Source organism: Vibrio kanaloae (assembly GCF_024347535.1).
GTDB lineage: Bacteria > Pseudomonadota > Gammaproteobacteria > Enterobacterales > Vibrionaceae > Vibrio > Vibrio kanaloae.
Genome location: NZ_AP025497.1, coordinates 2,868,391 through 2,891,532, shown reverse-complemented (window position 1 = coordinate 2,891,532; position 23,142 = coordinate 2,868,391). Strand labels below are relative to the sequence as shown.

Here is a 23,142-nt window from a genome sequence, read left to right as displayed (position 1 = left end):
TCTTATAACTTACAAGTTTCTAGCCAAATTCATTAAGGATAGAAAAATTCTAAAAATCAAGAAACATCCAGACTATGAATATAAATAACTTACTTAGTATAGCTTTAAGACTTGTTACTATATTTTCAAAGTTTATATTTGCAGGGTGGATGATAACAAATGATAAATTAGGACTATACGGTGAGATTTCAATTATATTGGCTGTTGTTTATTTTTTGACCTATCTATTTGGTCTTGAATTTTACTACTTTATTGACAGGTTGGTAAATGAGAATGGTTTGTTTAATTCTCATTTGGTAAAATTATTACCGTATATTTCTATTTGTCTTTTAATACTGTTTCTTGATTTGTTTATTAATTTAGATTTTATTCTTAATTATTCTGGTTTAAATATAGGAATTAATAGTTTTATATTGCTGGTTTTCTTAGAAGGCAATGCTCAAGAGCTAACTCGATTATTAATAGCTAAGGGAGAAATAGTAACTGCTAATATATTAATATGCTTTAGGGTAGCAATATGGCCGATTATTGTAATGTTTTTTTCCGTGCTAGATATAATAGGGATTATTGATATCTGGACTTATACATTGTTATCGTTATTTTTTATATCTATATTTTGTTTGCTTGGGGTTGGTGGTTTTTCATTCAGCAAAATATTTTGTAACTTGCGTAATATTTTCAAGGATAGAAAAATTTTGTTTAAAATGTATTATTCAAATATAGCGCATCGAAGCATCTACTCGTTTGATAAATTGATTTTATTATATTTTACAAACTCATCAGTAGTAGGGATATATAGCTTCAACATGAATATTATAATGGCATTGAATTCAGTCTGGGATGCATCAATTCTATCTAAAAATTTGAGTATGTTTTTAAAGGGTTGTAATGTTAAGTACAGAGCTGTTTTGAAGAAAAATTTTACATTTTTCTTATCAGTAATGCTGTTTGTCATCGCTGGCTATTTGATAATATCAAAAACATATTACTCCTTAATTGGGTACATGCCAGAGTATATATCAGAGAAAATTAGTAGTTTGATTGAAGTTGTTGATTTAAAAATGATCTTAGTTTGTTTTTCTGTCAGTTTCTTTATTTATGTTTACCAAGATCTAAGAAACTATCTATATGCGTTAAAGTTTGATCATGTTTTGTTTTGGGTTAATATTTATATGCCATTAATATTTTTCCCTATATTTGTTTTTACTTCTTGGTTGTTTGGCTGGGCTGGGATCTTTGCATATTCATTATCTTATTTGGTTGTTAGTTTTTTATTATATAGAAGAATAGAACAATGTTAGAGGCAATTCTTACATTATTTCAAGTTTTAATGATTGTAATGATATTAATTTATTTGATGTTTTTGTTTCATAAAAACCCTAAGAAATTATTGTTAAATCCGATGTCATATTGCTTAGTCTGTTCTGTAATGTATTTAGGGGTGCCATATATTACTCCTGATTACTTGTTTGAATATTTTGGATATGAGATTGATATAGATACCATTGTTTATATAAAATTACTTTCTATTTATGTGAATGTAACGTTCGCTTTTATATTATACATATCCCACCGATTTGTGATGCCTAACTTTAATAATTTAGTTGTGTCAAACAGTTTGGGTGAATTTATGAGGAGATACTTGATATTTATTCTAACCTTAATTTCATTACTCTCAATCTATATTCTTGTAAAGTATTCACCACAGTTATTTGCGAATTTTTCTAGTCGAGGTGTTGCATATTCAATTTATTCTGATGTGTTTAACAATTTTAAAATCCCTATTGTATTTGCAGTCGCATCTGTTTGCTCGATAACGCTTTCAATATTTATTCGTTTTAAGTTGATTTATTTTACACCACAAATAATTCTAATCATATTAGCTGGATTGAGTGGTGATAGAGATATGATTTTTTCAATTATTGTGTTTTTTATGTTGATTGGGGTTATTAAAATACCCAATGATAAGATAAAAAAACTTGTTATATTTGTTTGTATTACAATGTTACTCCTTATTATATTTAGATTTTTCCAAAATGGATATTTTTCTTCTGGAACTCACGGGATTAGAATTGACTATTTGTTACTTTCTGAGTTTTATCATACTGCATTTACAACGACATATATGATTCAGAATAATTTAGTGTCTAACGGGAACTTATTCGAGTATATATATACACCTATATTGAAAAATGTATCATTTTTATTTGGTATTGAGAGGGTTTCTTGGTATGCAGATATAGTTAGTGGGCATATAGGTCGCGGATTTGGCTTTGCTGGTAATATAATGTCCGAATCTTTGTATTATGGAGGTGTGATTTTGTTATTGGCCTATCCCTTTATTATTTCATTCCTTCTACTTCTTTGGATATATATATGGAAAAAGGGTAGTTATTGGGGGTTTGTTATGTTGCTAATATATATACCCAATATAAGACTCTTCTTTAGAGGGAGTTTTTGGGATAATTACATTGCTATAATGCACTGGTCAATAATTTTGGTATTACCTATAATGTTTTTAATGTTTAAAAAGAAAGGCGTTAGTTATGAATAAGTATATGGTTAACTATGATCTTAGGCAGGGGGGGGCTGAAAGAGTTTTTCATAGTTTATCTTGCTACGAAGGTAGTACTTTTAATTACATCTTACTCAAAGAAAACCGTAATTTCTCATACCAAGATGAGCAAGAATCTTCTAACTTGAATATTTTATCAAATTCAGAGTGTAAATTTTTTCCTTATATTAAGCTCATAATTTTTTTCCTAAGAAACCCTGGTTGTTATGTTTCTTTTAAATATAATATATCATTTATTTTACTAGTGGTTAATTTCTTTGTGCCTAAAAAAAGAAAAGTCTATACTAGAGTTATTAGTTCTATATCTAGGGAGCAAAGTGAAGTCGGGTTTTTTAAGAAGTTTTACATTAAGTTCGCATTAAAAAAGTCTGATGGGATAATACTTCAATCAAAAGGTATGATAGGAGATGCAGTATCTGCAGGTGTTAGTGACTATAAGGTGATCAATAACCCTTTGGGAAGTTTGAAGACGATAGACATAACTGAAGCTTCTCCTAGATTTGTTTTATTTGTAGGTCGGATTAATTTAGTTAAGCAAATTGAACATATTGTTGAGGCTTATTCAAAATCTAACTTTCCCAAAGATGGTGTTTTTCTTTATATTGTTGGAGAAGGTTGTATGAGTGTTAAATCTTCAGTTTCTGAATTAGCTCGTAAACTAGGCGTGTCCGAAATGTTAGTTTTTCTTGGTTCAGTTAATGATGTTCATAATTATTACGCTAAAGCCGAGGTGTTAATGTTGACTTCTAAATATGAAGGGTTCCCAAACGTTCTTTCTGAGGCTATAAGCTATAATTGTCCAGTTATATCCTACGATTGTATCTCTGGGCCCTCAGATATCATAATCGATGGTGTAAATGGTTTCCTAATACCGCAAGACGACATTGATAGTTTGACTACTAAGTTAAACAATATTAGTGAACTTTCTGGCTCTGATATTAGACACACTGTTGAAAGATTTAATGTTATGGAAGTAAATTATGACTACGAAGAATACGTTAGATGATAAATTATTACTTATTGATTTATGTAATACGCTTTATAAAGTAAACACTTGGTATGAGTTTGTTCATTGGAGCGGGGGGTTGAAAACGTATAGTCTCCTCAATTCATTTTTATTTAAATCGATTAACTTTACGCTTGAAAAAATTTTTAATATATCTTTGTCTAGATTTATTTTGGCTTTATATTCAAAGTTTTTAGTAAATGAAAACACTTCTTATAAGGATTATGTTGTTCATTTGAACTCGAATTATCTAAATGAAAAAGTTTTGAATTTCATATCTCACGTCGATGCTAGGAAAATAATAATAAGTGGTACTGATTCAAGAATTGCCGAAGAGATAAAGCTTTTTTTTGATTTTGACGATTGTATTGCAACAGTAATATCAAAAAATAATACGGTTAATGTTTTTGAACTTAACATTTATAAAAATAAAACTAATCATATAGAGCTTGGTGTATATAAAGAGAAACAGATAGTAACTGATAATTATGCTGATTTCTCATTTGTCAATTTTGATGTCGAAATAATAGCGGTGTGTAACAATGAAAAGGATAAGGAATTTTGGCATTACCACAAAGTAGACAGGATTATAGAAAGTGATTGAAATGAATGAACTGGCAATTGTTATACCGATATATCACGGAGATAAATTTATATTTATTAAAGAGGCTGTTAATAGTTCGTTATATTTTTCTGAAAATATTGCGGATGTTATAGTTGTGGCTGATGGTCCTTTAGATTCAGATGTTATCAATTATCTTAATCAAAATAACATCCATTTGATTCAGTTGGCTGTTAACTCAGGATTGCCTGTCGCTTTAAATATAGGTATACAATTCGCCCTTGAACGCGGGTATGAGTTTATCGCAAGGATGGATGCTGACGATATCGTTGTAAATGATAGGTTCAAAAAACAACTTGAAACTCTAAAATCAGATTTGAAAGTTGACTTCTGTTCAAGCAATGCTGAAATAATAGATTCAAAAGGTGTTCATTTAAAAACTACTAACTTCTCAGCTAAATTGACAGTTGATAGTTTGTTGAACAAATGCACGGTAATACACCCATCAGTTATGTTTCGCAGAGATTTCTTTTATAAATATGGATTCTATGATGAAAGACTTATGAAGTCACAAGATTTAGATTTGTGGTTAAAAGCTGTGTCTAATTCTTGCGTATATTATCTTAATAAAGAGGTTTTACTAAAGTTTAGGTATGATGATAGTTTGGTTAATAGGCGTATTCGTGAGCAAAGTTATAATATTAATATCAAAAAAAACTATATTACTAGCATTTTTCAATATAGGTTCTTGATTAAGAACTATGTTGTTAAGTATTCCCCTGTTTTTGTTTTGAAGTTTCTTCTAGGGTTATCTAAATGAAAAATGCTTTCGATTATTTATTTTCTTTCTGCGGCCTTTTGGTTTTATGGCCAATAATATTTTTGGGTTGGATTTTCGCTAGTTGGAGCACTAAGTCAAATGGTTTTTTCTTACAAGATCGAGTTGGATTAAACGGCACTATATTTAAAGTCATTAAGCTTAAAACTATGTCCGACACACCTAATCATTCGTCATCTGTTACGGCTTTGAACGTAAACAGAATTACTGCATGTGGTTCTATTTTAAGGAAATATAAAATCGACGAGTTACCTCAGTTGATTAATGTGCTTCTAGGTCACATGAGTTTTGTTGGGCCTCGTCCGGATGTTCCTGGTTATGCGGATAAATTAATTGGTGATGACAGAACCATATTGAAAGTGAAACCAGGTATTACAGGTTATGCTACTTTGTATTTTAAGTATGAAGAGGAAATATTACTTAGTACTAAGGATGCATCAGATTTTAATAATGAAGTTATGTTTCCTTTGAAGGTGAAATTGAATTGTATGTATATTAGAAATAAAAGCACTCTATTTGATATAGATATAATATTACAAACAGTAACAGGTATTACTTTGTTTAATAAAAAAATCATGCCTTTAAGGTCAACTAAGGAATGTTTGGAATTATTAAGGACAACTAATGTTAAATACTAAAGTGTCACCTTGGCCGTGCTTTACTCATGAGGAGGCTAATGCTGTTAAGCAAGTTTTACTTTCTAATCGCGTTAACTATTGGACAGGCCAAGAAGGGCGTGAATTCGAAAAAGAGTTTGCGGCTTGGGTTGGCTGTGAATATGCAGTGGCGCTAGGTAACGGAACGCTAGCGTTAGATATTGCATTGAAAGCTCTAGGGGTAAGTCAAGGTGATGAAGTTATTACTACATCGCGGACTTTTTTGGCGTCAGCTTCCTCGATAGTGACGGCGGGAGCAATCCCTGTTTTCGCTGATGTGGATTTGAATAGTCAAAACATTACCGCTGAATCAATACAAGCGGTACTTACACCAAAAACAAAAGCGGTGATCGTGGTCCACCTTGCGGGTATGCCTGCCGAGATGGATGCAATTATGGCGCTCTCTGAAAAGCATGGTTTCAAGGTTATTGAAGATTGTGCTCAGGCGCATGGTGCTAAATACAAAGGTCGCAGTGTCGGTACGATTGGTGATATTGGTGCTTGGTCTTTCTGCCAAGACAAGATCATGACCACCGGCGGCGAAGGCGGCATGGTAACCACCAACAACAAAGATCTATGGTCGTTTATGTGGTCTTATAAGGATCATGGTAAAAGCTTTGATGCTATTTACAACCGCGAGCACCCACCGGGCTTCCGTTGGCTTCATGAACGCTTTGGTACCAACTGGCGCATGACAGAAATGCAAGCGGTTATTGGTCGTATCCAAATCCAACGCATGGCTGAATGGACCCAAAAGCGTCAGTCTAATGCTGCTATTATTGAAGCGGCGATTGCTGAACTTTCAATTGTTCGAAGTGTGGAAGTTCCAGATTACATCGAACATGCTGAATATAAACATTATGTGTTTATTCGCCCCGAGCACCTAAAACCAGGTTGGACTCGCGATAAAATTGTTGAAGCGATTGTTGAACGCGGTGTACCTGCCTATCAAGGCAGTTGTTCTGAGGTTTATCTAGAAAAAGCATTTGATGGCACAAGTTACAGGCCTGAAACGCCGTTAAAGAATGCCGTTGAGTTAGGTGAAACCAGCTTAATGTTTTTAGTGCACCCAACTTTATTACAGGGTGAGATTGAGAAGACGGCTGAAGTTATTCGTGCTGTTTTACTCGAAGCTCAAATCTAATTAAATCTTATGATAGGCAAGGTTAGAGCTTTCCCTAATTATTTTTATATCAAATTCTTAATTATACAAATTACAACGTCAGCGAAGAAAAATAAAATGAAAATTGCAATTGCCGGTACCGGCTATGTAGGCTTATCAAATGCGATGTTGTTATCACAGCATCATGACGTTATCGCGGTCGATATTATCGAAGAGAAAGTGAGATTACTTAATGACAGAGTATCTCCTATCGTCGATGCTGAAATTGAAGATTTCTTGGTAAATAAGCCGTTAAACTTCACCGCAACTTTAGATAAAAAAGCGGCGTATCAAGACGCGGAATTCGTGATTATCGCAACACCGACCGATTACGATGTTGAAACCAACTACTTCAACACCTCATCAGTTGAAGCGGTGATTAAAGATGTGATGGCGATTACCCCAAACGCGGTAATGGTGATCAAATCAACCGTGCCTGTCGGTTATACCGCGCGCATTAAACAAGAATTAGAGTGTGACAACCTGATGTTCTCGCCAGAGTTCTTACGTGAAGGTAAAGCGTTATACGACAACCTACACCCATCACGTATTGTGGTCGGTGAGCGCTCTGAACGTGCTCAAGTTTTTGCGAACTTGTTGTTAGAAGGTGCGGTTAAAAAAGACGTTGAAATCCTATACACTGATTCAACAGAAGCGGAAGCCGTTAAGCTATTCTCGAATACTTATCTAGCGCTGCGCGTTGCTTACTTTAACGAGCTAGACACCTACGCCGAGTCACACGGGCTAGATACGCGTCAAATCATCGATGGTGTAAGTTTAGACCCTCGCATTGGTTCACACTATAATAACCCTTCGTTTGGTTACGGCGGTTACTGTTTACCAAAAGATACTAAGCAGTTGCGTGCCAACTACTCTGATGTACCAAACAATATTATTGGTGCGATTGTCGATTCGAATACCACACGTAAAGATTTTATTGCTGACTCTATTATTAAGCGCAACCCGAAACGTGTGGGTATTTATCGCTTAGTCATGAAGTCCGGTTCAGATAACTTTCGCGCGTCCAGTATTCAAGGCATTATGAAGCGCTTGAAGGCAAAAGGTATTGAGGTTGTAGTGTTTGAACCTGAACTTAAAGAAAAAGAGTTCTTCCGTTCATTAGTGCTCACCGATTTTGACCAATTTAAATCAAGCTGTGACGTGATTGTCTCAAACCGCATGGCTCAAGAACTGGCGGATGTAAAAGACAAAGTCTACACACGCGATCTATTCGGTTCAGATTAAGGAACAAAAAAATGAAGTATTTGGTAACGGGCGCGGCGGGTTTTATCGGCAGTGCAGTAGCAGAGCAGCTAACGGCGAAAGGCCACACGGTTGTCGGTGTCGATAACCTGAATGACTACTACGATGTCGCTTTGAAAGAAGCGCGCCTAGCCCGTATTCAACATGCCAATTTTAAACTGGTTCAGTTAGACATTGCCGATCGCGATGGTGTAGCTAGCTTGTTTGAAACCGAGCAGTTTGATCAAGTGATTCACTTGGCTGCACAAGCGGGGGTTCGCTATTCAATTGAAAACCCACACGCCTACGCCGATTCGAACTTAGTCGGTCATTTGAACATTCTTGAAGGGTGTCGTCACAATAAAGTGAAGCACTTGGTGTATGCCTCTTCAAGCTCGGTTTACGGGTTGAATGCGAAAACACCGTTTGCAACGTCAGATTCGGTTGATCACCCAGTTTCACTGTATGCGGCGACCAAGAAGTCGAATGAGTTGATGGCGCACAGTTACTCTCACCTATACGACATTCCAACCACAGGCTTGCGCTTCTTTACTGTGTATGGTTCGTGGGGCCGCCCAGATATGGCACCATTTATCTTCACTAAGAAGATCCTCGATGGCGCTACCATTGATATCAACAACAATGGCGATATGTGGCGTGACTTTACTCATGTAAAAGACATTGTTGAAGGTGTTGTGCGTATCGCAGATGTGATGCCAACGCGTGAAAACGATTGGACGGTCGAAGCGGGTTCTCCAGCAACCAGTTCTGCGCCTTATGCGGTGTATAACATTGGTCACGGTTCACCAATCAACTTGATGGATTTTGTAAAGGCGATTGAAGACGAACTCGGTATTGAAGCGAAGAAAAACTTCCGCGAGATGCAGCCTGGTGACGTTTACCAAACTTATGCCGATACACAGGACTTGTTTGCCGCAACAGGTTACACACCTAAAGTAACGGTAAAAGAAGGCGTTGCTGAGTTTATCCAGTGGTATCGCGAGTTTTACTGCAAGTAAAATAGTACACGTTATTAAAAAGGACTTTTCTTTCAGTATCTTTGGTCTCAGCATTATTGGCTTATTTGCTTGAGTTTCCAATATATGAGATGCCAGTTAGTTTAAGATCCTTTCTTTGATAGGTCATAAATTCCCCAATAGGTGAAAGTTGTCGAATTGTCGGGGTGTTTATATCCATCAAAATTGAAGCTTGAATTAAATATTCAGGCTGTCGTTCACACGTTCTTCTTGTGAACTTCAAACATGTTCAATACATCCCACTCATGCAGTCTTTGTGGTTTATTAAATACTAATAAATAAGAATATTTCTATGCAACGTCTACATTTCATATGGCACCTTTCTCGTTTTAAAAAGCGAGTTATCAGTGTTTCTATCGATACTTTACTTATTATCTTTGCTCTGCATATTGCGTTGTGGACAAGGTTAGGTGAATTTCATTTCTTGAATAATGGTGACAACTTATTACTGACAGGCTTAACAGTAATAGCGACGGTCATTGCTTTTACTAAAATAGGACTTTATCGCGCCGTTCTTCGCTACCTTACCTTTCAAGCGCTGTTTGTAGTGATGGCTGGTGCAATATTTTCGGCAATATCTTTGGCGATATTTGCTTATTACTTACAAGAGCCGATCCCTCGCACAGTACCTATTATTTATGGTGCTTATTTAGCTTTGTTATGTGGTGGTTCTCGTTTAGTGGTTCGTAACCTTATTGCGACGACTTCACCGTCTAAAGATTCACCCGAAGAAGTATTAATTTACGGTGCGGGATCTGGTGGCCGACAATTGGCTTTAGCGTTAAGGGCGTCTGGGAGCTATCGAGTACGCGCGTTTATTGATGAAGATAGAACATTAACTCATACCGTTATTTTAGGTTTACCGGTTATCGATTTAGATAAAACGGAACGTTTGATCGAGAAGTACGACATTTCTAAGATATTGCTAGCAATACCCAGTGCCTCTCGTGCACGCCGTAAGCAAGTGTTGAATTTGTTAGCGCCACTGCCTGTTGAGATTCAAACCGTTCCAGAAATGGCTGATATTGTGTCAGGTAAAGCGAAAATTGATGAGCTTACTGATGTTCCCATTGAAGATTTGTTAGGTCGTGATGCGGTTGAGCCTCAGCAGGCTTTAATGGAAGCCAATATCAAGAATAAAGTGGTGATGGTGACCGGTGCCGGTGGCTCAATCGGTTCTGAACTTTGTCGTCAAATCCTAAAGCAACAACCTAAAACGCTAGTTTTATTTGAAGTCTCTGAGTTTGGCTTGTATCAAATCGACCGTGAGCTTTGTTTAGCAAAAGAAACCCAAGGTTATGATGTTGAAATTGTGCCGTTATTGGGCTCAGTTCAGCGTTCACACCGCCTGTTAACTTCCATGCAGTCTTTTGGCGTTCAAACGGTTTATCATGCAGCTGCTTATAAACATGTCCCTCTTGTCGAGTATAATGTAGTAGAAGGTGTGCGTAACAATGTTTATGGCACTTACTACACAGCTAAAGCGGCTATCGAAGCCGGCGTTGAATCTTTTGTGCTTATCTCGACAGATAAAGCGGTGCGCCCAACCAATGTTATGGGCACAACCAAGCGTATGGCTGAACTAGGTTTGCAGGCGTTGGCCGAGCAAGAGAACCAAAAAGAGAATGGCACACGTTTTTGTATGGTTCGCTTTGGTAATGTACTTGGGTCTTCTGGCTCGGTAATTCCTTTGTTTAAAAAGCAGATTAAGGCCGGTGGTCCACTCACCGTTACCCACCGTGATATTACCCGTTTCTTTATGACCATTCCTGAAGCAGCGCAGCTAGTTATTCAAGCTGGCGCAATGGGCAAAGGTGGCGATGTATTCGTTCTTGATATGGGCGAATCGGTCAAAATCACAGATCTTGCAGAAAACTTGATCAACCTTTCAGGGCTTTCTGTGAAGAATGAAGAGAACCCTCATGGCGATATTGAGATTCAATTTTCTGGTCTTCGACCTGGCGAGAAACTTTATGAAGAATTGTTGATTGGAGACAACGTGGAGCCAACGGCTCATGCTCGGATCATGACCGCTCAAGAAGTCTTCTTGCCGATAGAAGAATACGACACTTTACTAGAATCTTTAGATTTTGCTTGTCATAACCTACAGCATGAAACGATACGTCAACTTCTCGTCGACGCGCCGGCTGGGTTTAAACCGACTGATGGGGTTGGTGATTTGGTTTGGAATGCCACTCAAGTACGAAAAGAGGTTGTAGGAGTCTAAGGCGTGCTGATCTTACTCTCGGCTAGGTGTATGTATCGGTCAAAATATGGCATTCTCATTGTTACTGTTTAAAAAGGACACATGGATAGTAGGATATGGATACCAACTCGCATCAACTCTCTTTACGCACCATTGAACCATCGGATTACACCGAGCTCGCGGCATTAATGGATCTCGTCTTTCCTGATGTTGGAGGGGCGTGGCCACGTTTGACCATCCTGGATCTGATTCATCAGTTTCCTGATGGGCAAATTTGTATTGAAGATAACGGCAAGATCATCGGCGCCGCTTTGACGATTAAAGTGAATTACAATCGCTTTTCTCTCCCTCACCTTTATACGGACATCATCACGGAAAATAACGTGATTCAGAACCAAGTGACAGGCGATGCCATGTATGGTTTGGATGTCTTTGTACACCCCGATTACCGAGGGCTTCGTTTGGGCCGCCGTTTGTATAATGCTCGTAAAGAATTGTGCCGGAGCAAGAACTTTAAAGCCATATTAGCAGGTGGTCGCATTCCTCATTACCACGAACATGCGAATGAACTGAGCGTGGCGGAATATATCGACAAAGTAAAACGTCGTGAACTTCATGATCCCATTTTGTCGTTTCAATTAGCGAATGATTTCGATGTGAAACGAATTATGCGCGGCTATCTACCCGAAGACGACGCATCCAAAGGGTATGCCACGCTGCTGGAGTGGGATAACTTTTTCTATGAGGAAGACATTCAATCGGTTCACGATGTAGAGAAAAACCTGATCCGCATTGGCGTGGTGCAATGGCAAATGCGTGCCATGAACGATTTAGAAGATTTGCTCGATCAAGCGGAGTTCTTTATTTCTTCTCTGGCCAATTACCAAGCTGACTTCGCGCTTTTCCCTGAATTTTTTAACGCACCACTGATGGGGCTGAAAAAGGAACAAAACTCGGTTGAGGCCATCCGTTTTCTCGCTGGCTTCACAGAAGAGATCAAATCGCGCTTTTCCCAATTAGCGGTGACCTACAACATCAATATCATCGCCGGTAGTATGCCGATTATTGAAGAAGACGGTAAGTTGTATAACGTCGCTTACCTACTGCAGCGTGACGGCAGCATTAATGCTCAGTACAAAATCCACATTACGCCTCATGAACAAAGAGATTGGGTGATTGATGGTGGCGACAAGGTACAGGTGTTTGATACGGATGCAGGTAAAGTGGGCATACTCATTTGTTACGACAGCGAGTTCCCGGAGCTAGGCCGAATGATGGCGGAGCAGGGCGCACAAATTGTGTTTGTACCGTTTTGGACGGATACCAAAAATGGTTACCAGCGCGTTCGTATTTGTTCGCAAGCGCGAGCGATCGAGAATGAATGTTATGTGGCGATTGGTGGCAGTGTTGGCAACTTACCTCGTGTTGATAATGTCGATATTCAATACGCACAGTCCGCCGTGTTCTCACCCTCAGATATTTATTTCCCGCACGATGCAACGTTGACAGAAGCCAGTGCCAATACCGAAATGATCATTTTTGCAGATGTCGATTTAACGAAGCTTAAGCAGCTTAATATGGAAGGATCGGTGACTAACTTGCGCCACCGTCGACTTGATTTATACGGGGGCTTTACCAAAGCAAACATGAGATCATCAAATACAAAATGATGATTTTTTTCATGTTCAGTTGCCCGACCTGCGCCCTTTCTTGATCTTCCGCTACAGTTTTGACTGTAAACTGTAGTAAAATTACGCTAATTTGTTTCTATACCGATTTATTTTGAATTGAACGAGGTCAGTCCTATGTCAGCTAAGAAGCCAATGGCTCTAGTGATCCTTGACGGTTACGGTTACCGTGAAGACAACCAAGACAACGCGATCGCGAACGCGAATACACCAGTAATCGACGGTCTTATCGCTAACCAACCTAACACGCTAATCTCTGCTTCTGGCCTAGATGTAGGCCTACCTGATGGTCAAATGGGTAACTCAGAAGTGGGTCACACCAACATTGGTGCGGGCCGCGTGGTATACCAAGATTTAACGCGTATTACGAAATCAATCGCAGACGGCGAATTTGGTCAAACTGAAACGCTAGCGAACGCTATCGATAAAGCGGTAAAAGCTGAGAAAGCCGTGCACATCATGGGCCTTATGTCGCCAGGTGGCGTTCACTCTCATGAAGACCACATCTACGCAGCGGTTGAAATGGCCGCTGAACGTGGCGCAGAGAAAATCTACCTACACGCATTCCTAGACGGCCGTGATACGCCGCCACGTAGCGCAGAAAACACATTAGCGCGCTTCCAAGCGTTATTCGCGAAACTAGGCAAAGGCCGTGTGGCTTCGCTTATTGGTCGTTACTACGCAATGGACCGTGATAACAACTGGGATCGCGTTCAAGAATCTTACGACCTGCTTACTCAAGCAAAAGCGGAATTCACATTCGACACGGCCGTAGCTGGCCTAGAAGCGGCTTACGCTCGTGAAGAAAACGATGAGTTTGTTAAAGCAACGGAAATCAAAGCGGAAGGCGAAGAGTCTGCTGCTATCGTTGATGGCGATGCGGTTATCTTCATGAACTACCGTGCCGACCGTGCGCGTGAAATCACACGTGCGTTCGTGCCTAATTTCGACGGCTTTGAGCGTAGCGTATTCCCAGCAATCGACTTTGTGATGCTGACTCAATACGCAGCAGACATCCCACTTCTTTGTGCATTCCCACCGGCTTCTCTAGAGAACACTTACGGCGAATGGCTATCAAAAGCAGGCAAAACGCAGCTACGTATCTCTGAAACCGAGAAATACGCGCACGTGACGTTCTTCTTCAACGGCGGTAAAGAAGACGAGTTCGAAGGCGAAGAGCGTCAACTGGTGGCTTCTCCAAAAGTCGCAACTTACGACCTACAGCCAGAAATGAGCGCACCAGAGCTAACTGACAAGTTGGTTGCAGCGATCAAAGGCGGCAAATACGACGCTATCGTTTGTAACTTCCCGAACTGTGACATGGTTGGCCACACTGGCGTTTACGATGCAGCGGTTAAAGCCGTAGAGTCGCTAGACGAATGTCTTGGCAAAGTGGTAGCAGCAATCAAAGAAGCCGATGGCCAACTGCTAATCACTGCGGACCACGGTAACGCGGAAATGATGGTAAACCCAGAAACGGGCGGCATTCACACGGCGCACACGAACTTACCAGTGCCACTTATCTACGTGGGTAACAAAGACGTTGAGTTTAAAGAGGGCGGTAAACTGTCTGACCTAGCACCAACCATGCTTTCTTTATCTGGTATTGATATCCCAGCTGAAATGTCAGGTGACGTGCTCGTTAAGTAGTCAGTAGTTAAGTAATGGTTTGGCTCAGCGGTTCACGTTGAGCTTTAACGATTTTGAAAGCCCGCACTTCAAAGTGCGGGCTTTTTTATAGATGCGAGATACGAGTAAACGGGATGCGAAGAGCTTACCCGCATCTCGAATCTTTCTCTACTCGAAGCGCAAAGCAGTATCCGGTAATACCGCCGACAATATTCCCCAAAGCCAAGCCAATAAACAGTCCTTCGACGCCATCGATTTGGCTGCCTATCCATGCAAAAGGTAAGGTAAACACAAACAGGCGCATGAAGCTCCATTGGAAGGCTTTGAGTGGTTGATGCATCGCGTTCATGCCGCTGATCAGCATCATCACAATGCCTTGGAACCCATAGCTAAAGGGTACAACTAGCAGGTAATGCCATAATATGCCTCGCACCGACTCTTCTTGAGAGAACAGAGCGGCCAAAGGAATGCTCAGCGGTACCATCATTAAGAAAACCAAACCTTGGAACAATACGGCAAAACGCATGCTCAAAAAGAGCCCGTCAAAGCTGCGTTTAGGGTTGTTTGCGCCAAAGTTCTGCGCCATGAAAGGGGTCAGGGCCGAGGTGAGAGACATTAATACGATGATAAGAATCGATTCAATACGTTGCGCTGCGCCGTAAGCGGCCACGGCTTCAGTGCCTTGTTTGGCTAACATCATCATGATGATAGCGCCAGCAAGTGGGTTTAGGGCATTAGAGAGTGCGGCTGGGGTGCCTATTTTTAGGGTCTGTCGCCAGTCATTGATGATATTGGCCAGTTTAGGGGGAGCCAACAGTTTCTCTCGTATTGTTAACACGTACAGTGAGCCACATAACGCACCAAACCAACTAAAACCGCTGGCAATGGCTGCGCCTTGAATCCCCAGCTCAGGAAAAGGCCCATAACCAAAGATGAGTAGCGGATCTAAGACGCCATTGATCAGCCCTGCGATCATCATAATTTTGGCTGGCGTTTTGGTGTCGCCGCTGGCTCGTATGGCGCTGTTGCCTGCCATTGGGATAACCAGTAATGGGATCGCGAGATACCAGACCAACATGTATTCCGATATCAGCGGCAATAACGCTGGCTTTGCCCCTAACTGAATAAACAGTGGTTCTAAGAAAATAATACCCAGCGTTGAAGCGCAGCCGACAAGCAGTAAGGCAAGCAGTAAGCCATGACAGGTAAAACGTGCCGCATTTTGCGCACTGCCTTGGCCAAGTAATCGGCCAATACACGTCGATAAGCCAATGCCAATGCCCATGGTGATGCAGTTGATGGCAAAGGTAACCGGAAAAGTAAAACTGACCGCCGCTAAGGCTTGGGTGCCAAGCAACGAGATAAAGAAGGTGTCGACTAGGTTAAACATCAAGATCGCCACCATACCGAAGATGGTCGGTATGGTCATAGTGCGCAGAGTGTTTGCTATCGGGGCGGTTAAAAGCCCGTGCTTATCTTGCATGTAAAACGCCGATTGAAACGAAAAACGTAGGATAAATCAGAATGAATCAAATGTAGAGAGCGGATAAACAGATGCGGGATAGGGAGGCTTCTTTTTTCTTTTTTCGCTACTCGTTCATTTGCATCTCGAATCTGCTCTTTCGATCACAATTTTTATCTTTTCCCCCCTTGGGATCTTCCACATTGCCCCCAACATATTGAGTAACCTCATGCCAATCGTGGCAACTATCATATTAAATGGAAATTATCAGGAGATACGACCGATGAATATCCGTCCTCTACACGACCGAGTTATCGTTGAGCGCCAAGAAGTTGAATCTAAGTCTGCTGGTGGCATCGTTCTAACTGGTTCTGCCGCTGAAAAATCAACGCGCGGTATTATTCTAGCTGTTGGCAAAGGCCGCATTCTAGAAAACGGTTCAGTACAACCGTTGGACGTTAAAGTTGGCGACACCGTTATCTTTGCAGAAGGCTACGGCACTAAAACTGAAAAGATCGATGGCAAAGAAGTTCTGATCATGTCTGAAAACGACATCATGGCGATCGTTGAGTAATCCGACCCATAAAACAGAACTGACTGAATAAAGAATTGAAAGGAAATTAAGATGGCTGCAAAAGACGTTAAATTTGGTAACGACGCACGTATTAAAATGCTAGAAGGTGTAAACGTTCTGGCTGACGCTGTAAAAGTAACGTTAGGTCCTAAAGGCCGTAACGTTGTTCTAGACAAATCATTTGGCGCACCGACTATCACTAAAGATGGTGTGTCAGTGGCTCGTGAAATTGAACTTGAAGACAAGTTCCAAAACATGGGTGCACAAATGGTGAAAGAAGTGGCTTCGCAAGCGAATGACGCGGCGGGCGACGGCACAACAACAGCAACCGTATTGGCTCAGTCTATTATCGCTGAAGGCCTAAAAGCGGTTGCTGCTGGCATGAACCCAATGGATCTTAAGCGCGGTATCGACAAAGCGGTTATCGCAGCGGTTGAAGAGCTGAAGAACCTTTCTGTGCCATGTTCAGACACGAAAGCGATTGCTCAAGTCGGTACTATCTCTGCGAACTCTGACGCAACAGTCGGTAACATCATTGCTGAAGCGATGGAAAAAGTAGGTCGTGATGGCGTAATCACGGTTGAAGAAGGTCAGGCTCTGCAAGACGAGCTAGACGTAGTGGAAGGTATGCAGTTCGACCGCGGTTACCTGTCTCCTTACTTCATCAACAACCAAGAAGCGGGTTCTGTTGATCTAGAAAGCCCATTCATTCTTCTTATTGATAAGAAAGTGTCGAACATCCGTGAACTGCTTCCGACTCTAGAAGCAGTAGCAAAAGCATCTCGTCCACTGCTAATCATCGCTGAAGATGTAGAAGGCGAAGCGCTAGCAACGCTTGTTGTGAACAACATGCGTGGCATCGTGAAAGTGGCGGCTGTTAAGGCGCCTGGTTTCGGTGATCGTCGTAAGTCTATGCTGCAAGATATCGCTATCCTAACGGGCGGTACGGTTATCTCTGAAGAGATCGGCCTAGACCTTGAGAAAGTAACGCTAGAAGACCTAGGTCAAGCTAAGCGCATTACTATCACTAAAGAGAACTCAACCATCATTGATGGCGCGGGCGAAGAAACAATGATTCAAGGTCGTGTTGCTCAAATTCGTCAACAAATCGAAGATGCAACGTCAGACTACGACAAAGAGAAGCTTCAAGAACGTGTCGCTAAGCTAGCTGGCGGTGTTGCAGTGATCAAAGTAGGCGCAGCAACTGAAGTTGAGATGAAAGAGAAGAAAGACCGCGTTGAAGATGCCCTTCACGCAACTCGTGCTGCCGTTGAAGAAGGTGTGGTTGCTGGTGGTGGTGTTGCACTTATCCGTGCTGCATCTAAAGTTGCTGGCCTTGAAGGTGACAACGAAGAGCAAAACGTCGGTATCCGTGTTGCACTGCGTGCAATGGAATCGCCGATTCGTCAAATCACTAAGAACGCTGGCGATGAAGAATCAGTGGTTGCTAACAACGTTCGTGCTGGCGAAGGTAACTACGGTTACAACGCGGCGACTGGCGAATACGGCGACATGATTGCAATGGGTATCCTAGATCCAACTAAGGTAACTCGCTCTGCACTTCAGTTCGCAGCATCAGTTGCGGGTCTGATGATCACAACAGAAGCGATGATCACAGATAAGCCTCAAGACGCAGCGCCTGCAATGCCTGATATGGGTGGCATGGGCGGTATGGGTGGCATGGGCGGCATGATGTAAAATCATCCCCCTGACTTAATCCTATAAAGTCTGAAAAGCCCCGTAGGACTAGCGCTTACGGGGCTTTTGTTTGTTTTGAGTTTCTATAGTATTCAATGGAAGAGCATAATTTCTAAGGTTCTTAAGGGATTAATGAGGGGAGAGTAGCTTTTGAAATCAAGTTGCCAGATGTTACAGCCTTAAGATCTTATATTGGCTTATATGCTTAATCACGTTCGATAAGAGCGTGACATATTACGTAAGCGATGTTAAGTATAGAAAAGCTCACATCTTCTTTACCCAACAAAGCTAATACCTAATAATAAACATTCATCGAAGTTACGCAATTAAATGACTGACTTGTGATGAAAATGATTATTAAATGACTCTCCCAAGCCTATCAATTCAATAACCTCAAGGTGTTGCTTTTATGTGCAGCTGCCTCTGTTAAAGATGTGCTCTCAGAAATAAATACCGTGAAATAATATGGATATACATTTTTAAATATAGCAAGGATGAATAATATGCAACATATACACAATACGATTGTTTCATTACAACACAGTAGCCCCGCGCAAAAAGAGTTTTATCAAGCGGTAGAAGAGGTTCTATCCTCTCTTACACCGGTTATCGAAAGCAATCGTCAATATCAAGAACAAGCGATTATTCAAAGAATTGTAGAGCCTGAAAGGCAGATCATTTTTCGTGTACCTTGGGTTGATGATGCCGGAAACGTGCAAGTCAATAAAGGCTATCGCATAGAGTTTAACTCGGCATTAGGCCCATACAAAGGAGGGCTAAGGTTTCACCCATCAGTAAACGCTAGTGTCATTAAGTTCCTTGGTTTTGAGCAAATATTCAAAAACGCACTGACGGGATTACCTATTGGTGGCGGCAAAGGTGGCTCTAATTTTGATCCCAAAGACAAATCTGATGGTGAAATCATGCGTTTTTGTCAATCTTTTATGAACGAACTATATCGTCATATTGGCCCTGTTACTGATGTGCCAGCAGGTGACATCGGTGTCGGTGCTCGTGAAATTGGCTATATGTTTGGCCAATACAAGCGTTTAACCGGCCGTTACGAAGGTGTGTTTACTGGTAAAAGTTTACTCTGGGGGGGCTCTCTTGGGCGCAAAGAAGCTACTGGGTATGGCGCCGTTTACTTTGCCGAATACATGCTTAATGATCGTCAAGATACGCTGAAAGGTAAAAGGTGTCTGGTATCTGGTGCTGGTAATGTTGCGATTTACGCTATCGAAAAGCTTTATCATATTGGAGCACTTCCAGTAACTTGCAGTGATTCTCGCGGGACGATCTATCATGAGAGGGGCATCGATCTTGAGTTACTTAAAGAGCTCAAAGAAGTGAAGCGCTGTTCCTTAGAAGAGTACTTAAGTACTTATCCTGAAGCGGTCTACACTCCAGTCGATGATTATCCTCTTGATGGCCATGCAATATGGCGTTATCAAGCGGACGCTGCATTTCCGTGCGCAACACAAAATGAACTTACTTTAGCCGATGCGCAAGCGCTTATGAGTAACGGTTGTCGATTGATCTGTGAAGGTGCGAATATGCCAACCACTCAAGAAGCGGCGAATGCAATTGTTGATTCCAAAATTGCGTACGGTCCTGCTAAAGCGGCAAACGCAGGCGGTGTTGCGACCAGTCAACTTGAAATGGCGCAAAATGCCAGTATGCAAAAATGGACGTTTGAAAAGGTAGATTCTCATCTACAAGTCATAATGAAGAACATTTTCACCAGTGCGAATGAGACCAGTAAAGAGTTTGGACAACCTGGTAACTTGGTACTCGGTGCGAATATTGCGGGGTTTAGAAAAGTTGCTGATGCAATGATCGAGCAAGGCGTTGTTTAAACATTCTACTCGTAGTAAAAAGTCAGTGTTTAGTCACTGACTTTGTTGTTTTTATACCTGACGACATGAAACCTCATCGAGTTGACCATAGCGTGTCATCTCGCGGGTTAGAATGTGTCGATCGTTAAATTTTGATTAATGTTGGCTATTAGAAAGATTCATCACCGTGCTCGAAACATTCTCTGCACCTTTATGGATCTCATCCATGACAGTCGAGACTTCGGTAATCTTGGCATTGCCTTCTTCCGTAATTGATGACATTTCGGTCATCATATTGGTCACCTCGTTGATGAGTTGTTGATTTTCTTCGACGACTTTGATTATTTCGTTTGTCGAGTCTGAAGTTCGAGACGCGAGTTGTCTTACTTCGTCAGCGACTACGGCAAAACCTCTCCCGTATTCACCGGCTCTTGCGGCTTCGATGGCGGCGTTGAGTGCCAATAAATTCGTTCTCGCTGCGATCTCTTGAATTGTAGCGACAATATTTTGAATACTTTTCGAACTGTCATTGAGTGAATGCACCTTTTGAGAGGTACTGGCCGCTTTTTGGGATACCGTTAAAGAGACCTCTACCGAATCGGCAAGCAGTTTCGATCCTTCCAGTGCTATTTGCGCCGTTTCTAGTGATGTTGAGTAGGCTACCTCTGAAGCTTCAGCAATCGCATGGCTGCGTTCAATGCGATCCGTTATGTTGCTGGCAAGCTTGACGATTTTCACGACCTTGCCTGCTTCATTCATGATGGGGTTGTAGCTGGCCTCAATCCAGATGCTTGCTCCGTTAGAGTTGCGACGTTGAAAAAGCCCCGACTTTACCTGTCCTTTTTGCAATTCTTGCCAGAAGTGAGGGTGATTATTATAGAATTCCTCAAAACAGAACATGCGATGATGTTTACCTACCACCTGGTTTTCTCTGTAACCCAACGTATTTAAAAAGTTTGAGTTGGCGGTCAGTATTGTCCCTTCAGGATCAAATTCAATAATCGCTTGTGATTTGTCTAAGGCAGAAAATAACGCATCATTTTTTTTGTTTTGCTCGTTGATCTCTGTGATATCAGAAGCTAGTTTTGCTACGCCAGTGACACGACCATCTGAATTTTTGATCGGTAAATAGGTCGCTTCTAGAACAACCGTGTCACCTTGCTTATTTACTCTCTCGAACGTGCCTTCTTTTGAGACACCATTGGCAAGATCTCGCCAAAAGCTTTGATAAAGCGAAGAGCGAATATAGCTATCCGTACAGAGCATTTTGTGGTGCTGCCCTTTTACCTCATCTAATGAGTACCCGACAAGCGTTAAAAAGGGCGCACTGGCATCTTGGATGACGCCTTCAGGGGTAAACTCGATCCATGCAACATGCTTTTTTAAAGACTGATAAACATTGTCGGAATGGCTAGGTTTTATCTCTGGCTTTTGCTTCTTAGTAAAAAACACCACTGACCTTACTTAAATAGGAAATATACGAATCAAATGAAATTGATGCGATTATACACAGTTGCTATGAGTTTTGAATGACCATTTTCTAGCCGTTCTAAATGTATAATTCTGCAGGGTGTTCAAGGTAGGATAAATGCGCTTATTGATATATCAATGGGGGGGGGGGGCTTACTTCGCACTCTATTTTAAACACTTTAATAACTTTTGCACTTCGCATAGAATCCCATTTTGACTTTTATTATGATGTTTATGTCGAATGTGAAGCGTTTACTCAATTTTTGCTATCTTACTATTCCCATATTTTTTGCTTCATTCATTGTTGCCGGATTAGCAAGCTATGGTCATGTTACTCCAACGACCCCTTTATTGATTGCTTCTATAGGCGCTTCAATCACAATTATCTTTGTGGTTCCTAGTAGTCCAATGGGTAAGACGTGGCCTTTAATCGGTGGGCATTTAGTTTCTGCATTGATAGGACTCGGTTTATCTGCGGTGTTTAATAACATCATAATATTGTTCACACTGACGATAACCTGCACCATTATGGTTATGATTGCATTGAAATGTGTTCATCCTCCAGGGGTTGCTACTGCGCTTATTCCTGTGTTGAGTCAGACATCGAACCCGGTTGATGTTTGTTTTTTGCTCGATCCGGTTTTGCTCAATGTTATTCCTTTAGCATTCTCTGGTATTGTTTATCGTAGATGGATTGTGAGTAAATCTTCAAAGACGCCTCAACATTTATCAAACTCCGCACTTTCTGCTCATGACAAATCATCATTCTATTTTGATGAATTGCACGAAGTTCTGGAAAATAGAAATGATTGGTTGGATGTTGATGAAAGAACGATCGATGAGATTTTTAAACAAACTCATTTGCTCGCTTTAGAACACAATAATCAAAAACTAACTTGTGAACACGTCATGACGAGTGAAATTTTGACTCTTGCCGAAAATGACTCTGTCTACGATGGACTCAAGATACTTCAGAAAACGAAGTTTAGCGCTATTCCAATCGTTAACATCGATCACAAGATTGTAGGTATCTTTTCTCTGGTCGACTTTTTACTCTATGTTGAACATAGAAAAATTAACTCTTTTGTTGGTTTATATCTTCTAGCGAAGAAAAGAACATCTAAGACCATTGGTCAATATATGAAAAGAAATCCGGTTTCAATGCACAAGGACCAGCATATTGCGCGTTTGATACCTTATTTAACTTCAGGCTTTCATCACATACCAATTATAAACGATAGTGATCAGTTAATAGGTATGATAACACAGTCAGATCTGATTGAATTTTTGTATAACTTAAAGCAACAATAGGTAGAGGGGATGATTAAACTCCCAGAAATTTGAGCCTTCCTGGGAGATGCTGGTGAAGTCCTGATAGCTAAAACTAGATCACTGAATTGATACAGATTACAATACTGGCTCTGTTTTTATAACGAGGCTTAGAAATAAGACGACGAAGTGTGATGGAGTAAATTTTATTTTATAAGTTGTTGGTTCTTTTT

At 40.8% G+C, this 23,142-nt stretch carries 18 protein-coding genes; 16 read left to right on the top strand and 2 right to left on the bottom strand.

Annotation, left to right across the window (positions count from 1 at the left end):
• Window positions 1-74: 74 nt before the first annotated feature.
• The 12 genes from OCV24_RS13010 (at window position 75) to gpmM (ending at window position 14,622) form a co-directional block, all read left to right on the top strand.
• Window positions 75-1,301, top strand: coding sequence for a hypothetical protein (locus OCV24_RS13010; RefSeq protein ID WP_150879027.1), 1,227 nt, complete (start codon window positions 75-77; stop codon window positions 1,299-1,301).
• Window positions 1,295-2,554, top strand: a complete 1,260-nt coding sequence (locus tag OCV24_RS13005; RefSeq protein ID WP_150879025.1) for an O-antigen polymerase — start codon at window positions 1,295-1,297, stop codon at window positions 2,552-2,554. The genes OCV24_RS13010 and OCV24_RS13005 overlap by 7 nt, the downstream gene beginning before the upstream one ends.
• Complete coding sequence (locus tag OCV24_RS13000) at window positions 2,547-3,581, top strand: glycosyltransferase (RefSeq protein ID WP_150879023.1); 1,035 nt, start codon at window positions 2,547-2,549, stop codon at window positions 3,579-3,581. Before OCV24_RS13005 ends, OCV24_RS13000 begins: the two co-directional genes overlap by 8 nt.
• Window positions 3,556-4,185 carry an HAD family hydrolase gene (locus OCV24_RS12995; protein WP_150879021.1) on the top strand — a complete coding sequence of 210 codons (630 nt, stop codon included), beginning with the start codon at window positions 3,556-3,558 and terminating at the stop codon, window positions 4,183-4,185. Before OCV24_RS13000 ends, OCV24_RS12995 begins: the two co-directional genes overlap by 26 nt.
• A gap of 1 nt (window position 4,186) precedes the next feature.
• Window positions 4,187-4,963 (top strand): glycosyltransferase, encoded by a 777-nt coding sequence (locus OCV24_RS12990; protein WP_150879019.1) that lies wholly within the window; start codon window positions 4,187-4,189, stop codon window positions 4,961-4,963.
• Window positions 4,960-5,619 (top strand): sugar transferase, encoded by a 660-nt coding sequence (locus OCV24_RS12985; RefSeq protein WP_150879017.1) that lies wholly within the window; start codon window positions 4,960-4,962, stop codon window positions 5,617-5,619. Before OCV24_RS12990 ends, OCV24_RS12985 begins: the two co-directional genes overlap by 4 nt.
• Window positions 5,606-6,781, top strand: a complete 1,176-nt coding sequence (locus tag OCV24_RS12980) for a DegT/DnrJ/EryC1/StrS family aminotransferase (RefSeq protein ID WP_150879015.1) — start codon at window positions 5,606-5,608, stop codon at window positions 6,779-6,781. The genes OCV24_RS12985 and OCV24_RS12980 overlap by 14 nt, the downstream gene beginning before the upstream one ends.
• 96 nt (window positions 6,782-6,877) lie before the next feature.
• Window positions 6,878-8,044 carry a nucleotide sugar dehydrogenase gene (locus tag OCV24_RS12975; protein WP_150879013.1) on the top strand — a complete coding sequence of 389 codons (1,167 nt, stop codon included), beginning with the start codon at window positions 6,878-6,880 and terminating at the stop codon, window positions 8,042-8,044.
• Between the two features lie 11 nt (window positions 8,045-8,055).
• Window positions 8,056-9,060 carry an NAD-dependent epimerase gene (locus tag OCV24_RS12970; RefSeq protein WP_150879010.1) on the top strand — a complete coding sequence of 335 codons (1,005 nt, stop codon included), beginning with the start codon at window positions 8,056-8,058 and terminating at the stop codon, window positions 9,058-9,060.
• Window positions 9,061-9,370: 310 nt separating this feature from the next.
• Window positions 9,371-11,305 (top strand): polysaccharide biosynthesis protein, encoded by a 1,935-nt coding sequence (locus OCV24_RS12965; RefSeq protein ID WP_150879008.1) that lies wholly within the window; start codon window positions 9,371-9,373, stop codon window positions 11,303-11,305.
• A gap of 95 nt (window positions 11,306-11,400) precedes the next feature.
• Window positions 11,401-12,954, top strand: coding sequence for a bifunctional GNAT family N-acetyltransferase/carbon-nitrogen hydrolase family protein (locus tag OCV24_RS12960; protein ID WP_017055391.1), 1,554 nt, complete (start codon window positions 11,401-11,403; stop codon window positions 12,952-12,954).
• Between the two features lie 135 nt (window positions 12,955-13,089).
• The gene (gpmM, locus tag OCV24_RS12955) at window positions 13,090-14,622 is read left to right on the top strand and encodes a 2,3-bisphosphoglycerate-independent phosphoglycerate mutase (RefSeq protein ID WP_046223488.1); all 1,533 of its coding nucleotides are present in this window, start codon (window positions 13,090-13,092) and stop codon (window positions 14,620-14,622) included.
• A 124-nt stretch (window positions 14,623-14,746) separates the two neighbouring features.
• On the opposite strand, the gene OCV24_RS12950 is transcribed toward gpmM, so the two are convergent.
• On the bottom strand, window positions 14,747-16,084 hold the full coding sequence (locus OCV24_RS12950) for an MATE family efflux transporter (protein ID WP_150879007.1): 1,338 nt from the start codon (window positions 16,082-16,084) through the stop codon (window positions 14,747-14,749).
• A gap of 262 nt (window positions 16,085-16,346) precedes the next feature.
• On the opposite strand from OCV24_RS12950, the gene OCV24_RS12945 reads away from it, so the two are divergent.
• From OCV24_RS12945 to gdhA, 3 genes are all read left to right on the top strand, one after another.
• Complete coding sequence (locus tag OCV24_RS12945; protein WP_010433998.1) at window positions 16,347-16,637, top strand: co-chaperone GroES; 291 nt, start codon at window positions 16,347-16,349, stop codon at window positions 16,635-16,637.
• Between the two features lie 51 nt (window positions 16,638-16,688).
• Entirely contained in the window at window positions 16,689-18,335 is a 1,647-nt protein-coding gene (gene groL, locus OCV24_RS12940; protein WP_017055388.1) for a chaperonin GroEL, read from the top strand.
• Between the two features lie 503 nt (window positions 18,336-18,838).
• Window positions 18,839-20,191 (top strand): NADP-specific glutamate dehydrogenase, encoded by a 1,353-nt coding sequence (gene gdhA, locus OCV24_RS12935; protein WP_150879004.1) that lies wholly within the window; start codon window positions 18,839-18,841, stop codon window positions 20,189-20,191.
• A gap of 135 nt (window positions 20,192-20,326) precedes the next feature.
• On the opposite strand, the gene OCV24_RS12930 is transcribed toward gdhA, so the two are convergent.
• Window positions 20,327-21,622, bottom strand: a complete 1,296-nt coding sequence (locus tag OCV24_RS12930) for a methyl-accepting chemotaxis protein (protein ID WP_150879002.1) — start codon at window positions 21,620-21,622, stop codon at window positions 20,327-20,329.
• A gap of 252 nt (window positions 21,623-21,874) precedes the next feature.
• Between OCV24_RS12930 and OCV24_RS12925 the strand changes: the two genes are divergently transcribed.
• Complete coding sequence (locus tag OCV24_RS12925) at window positions 21,875-22,951, top strand: HPP family protein (RefSeq protein WP_137009163.1); 1,077 nt, start codon at window positions 21,875-21,877, stop codon at window positions 22,949-22,951.
• The last annotated feature ends 191 nt before the right edge of the window (window positions 22,952-23,142 follow it).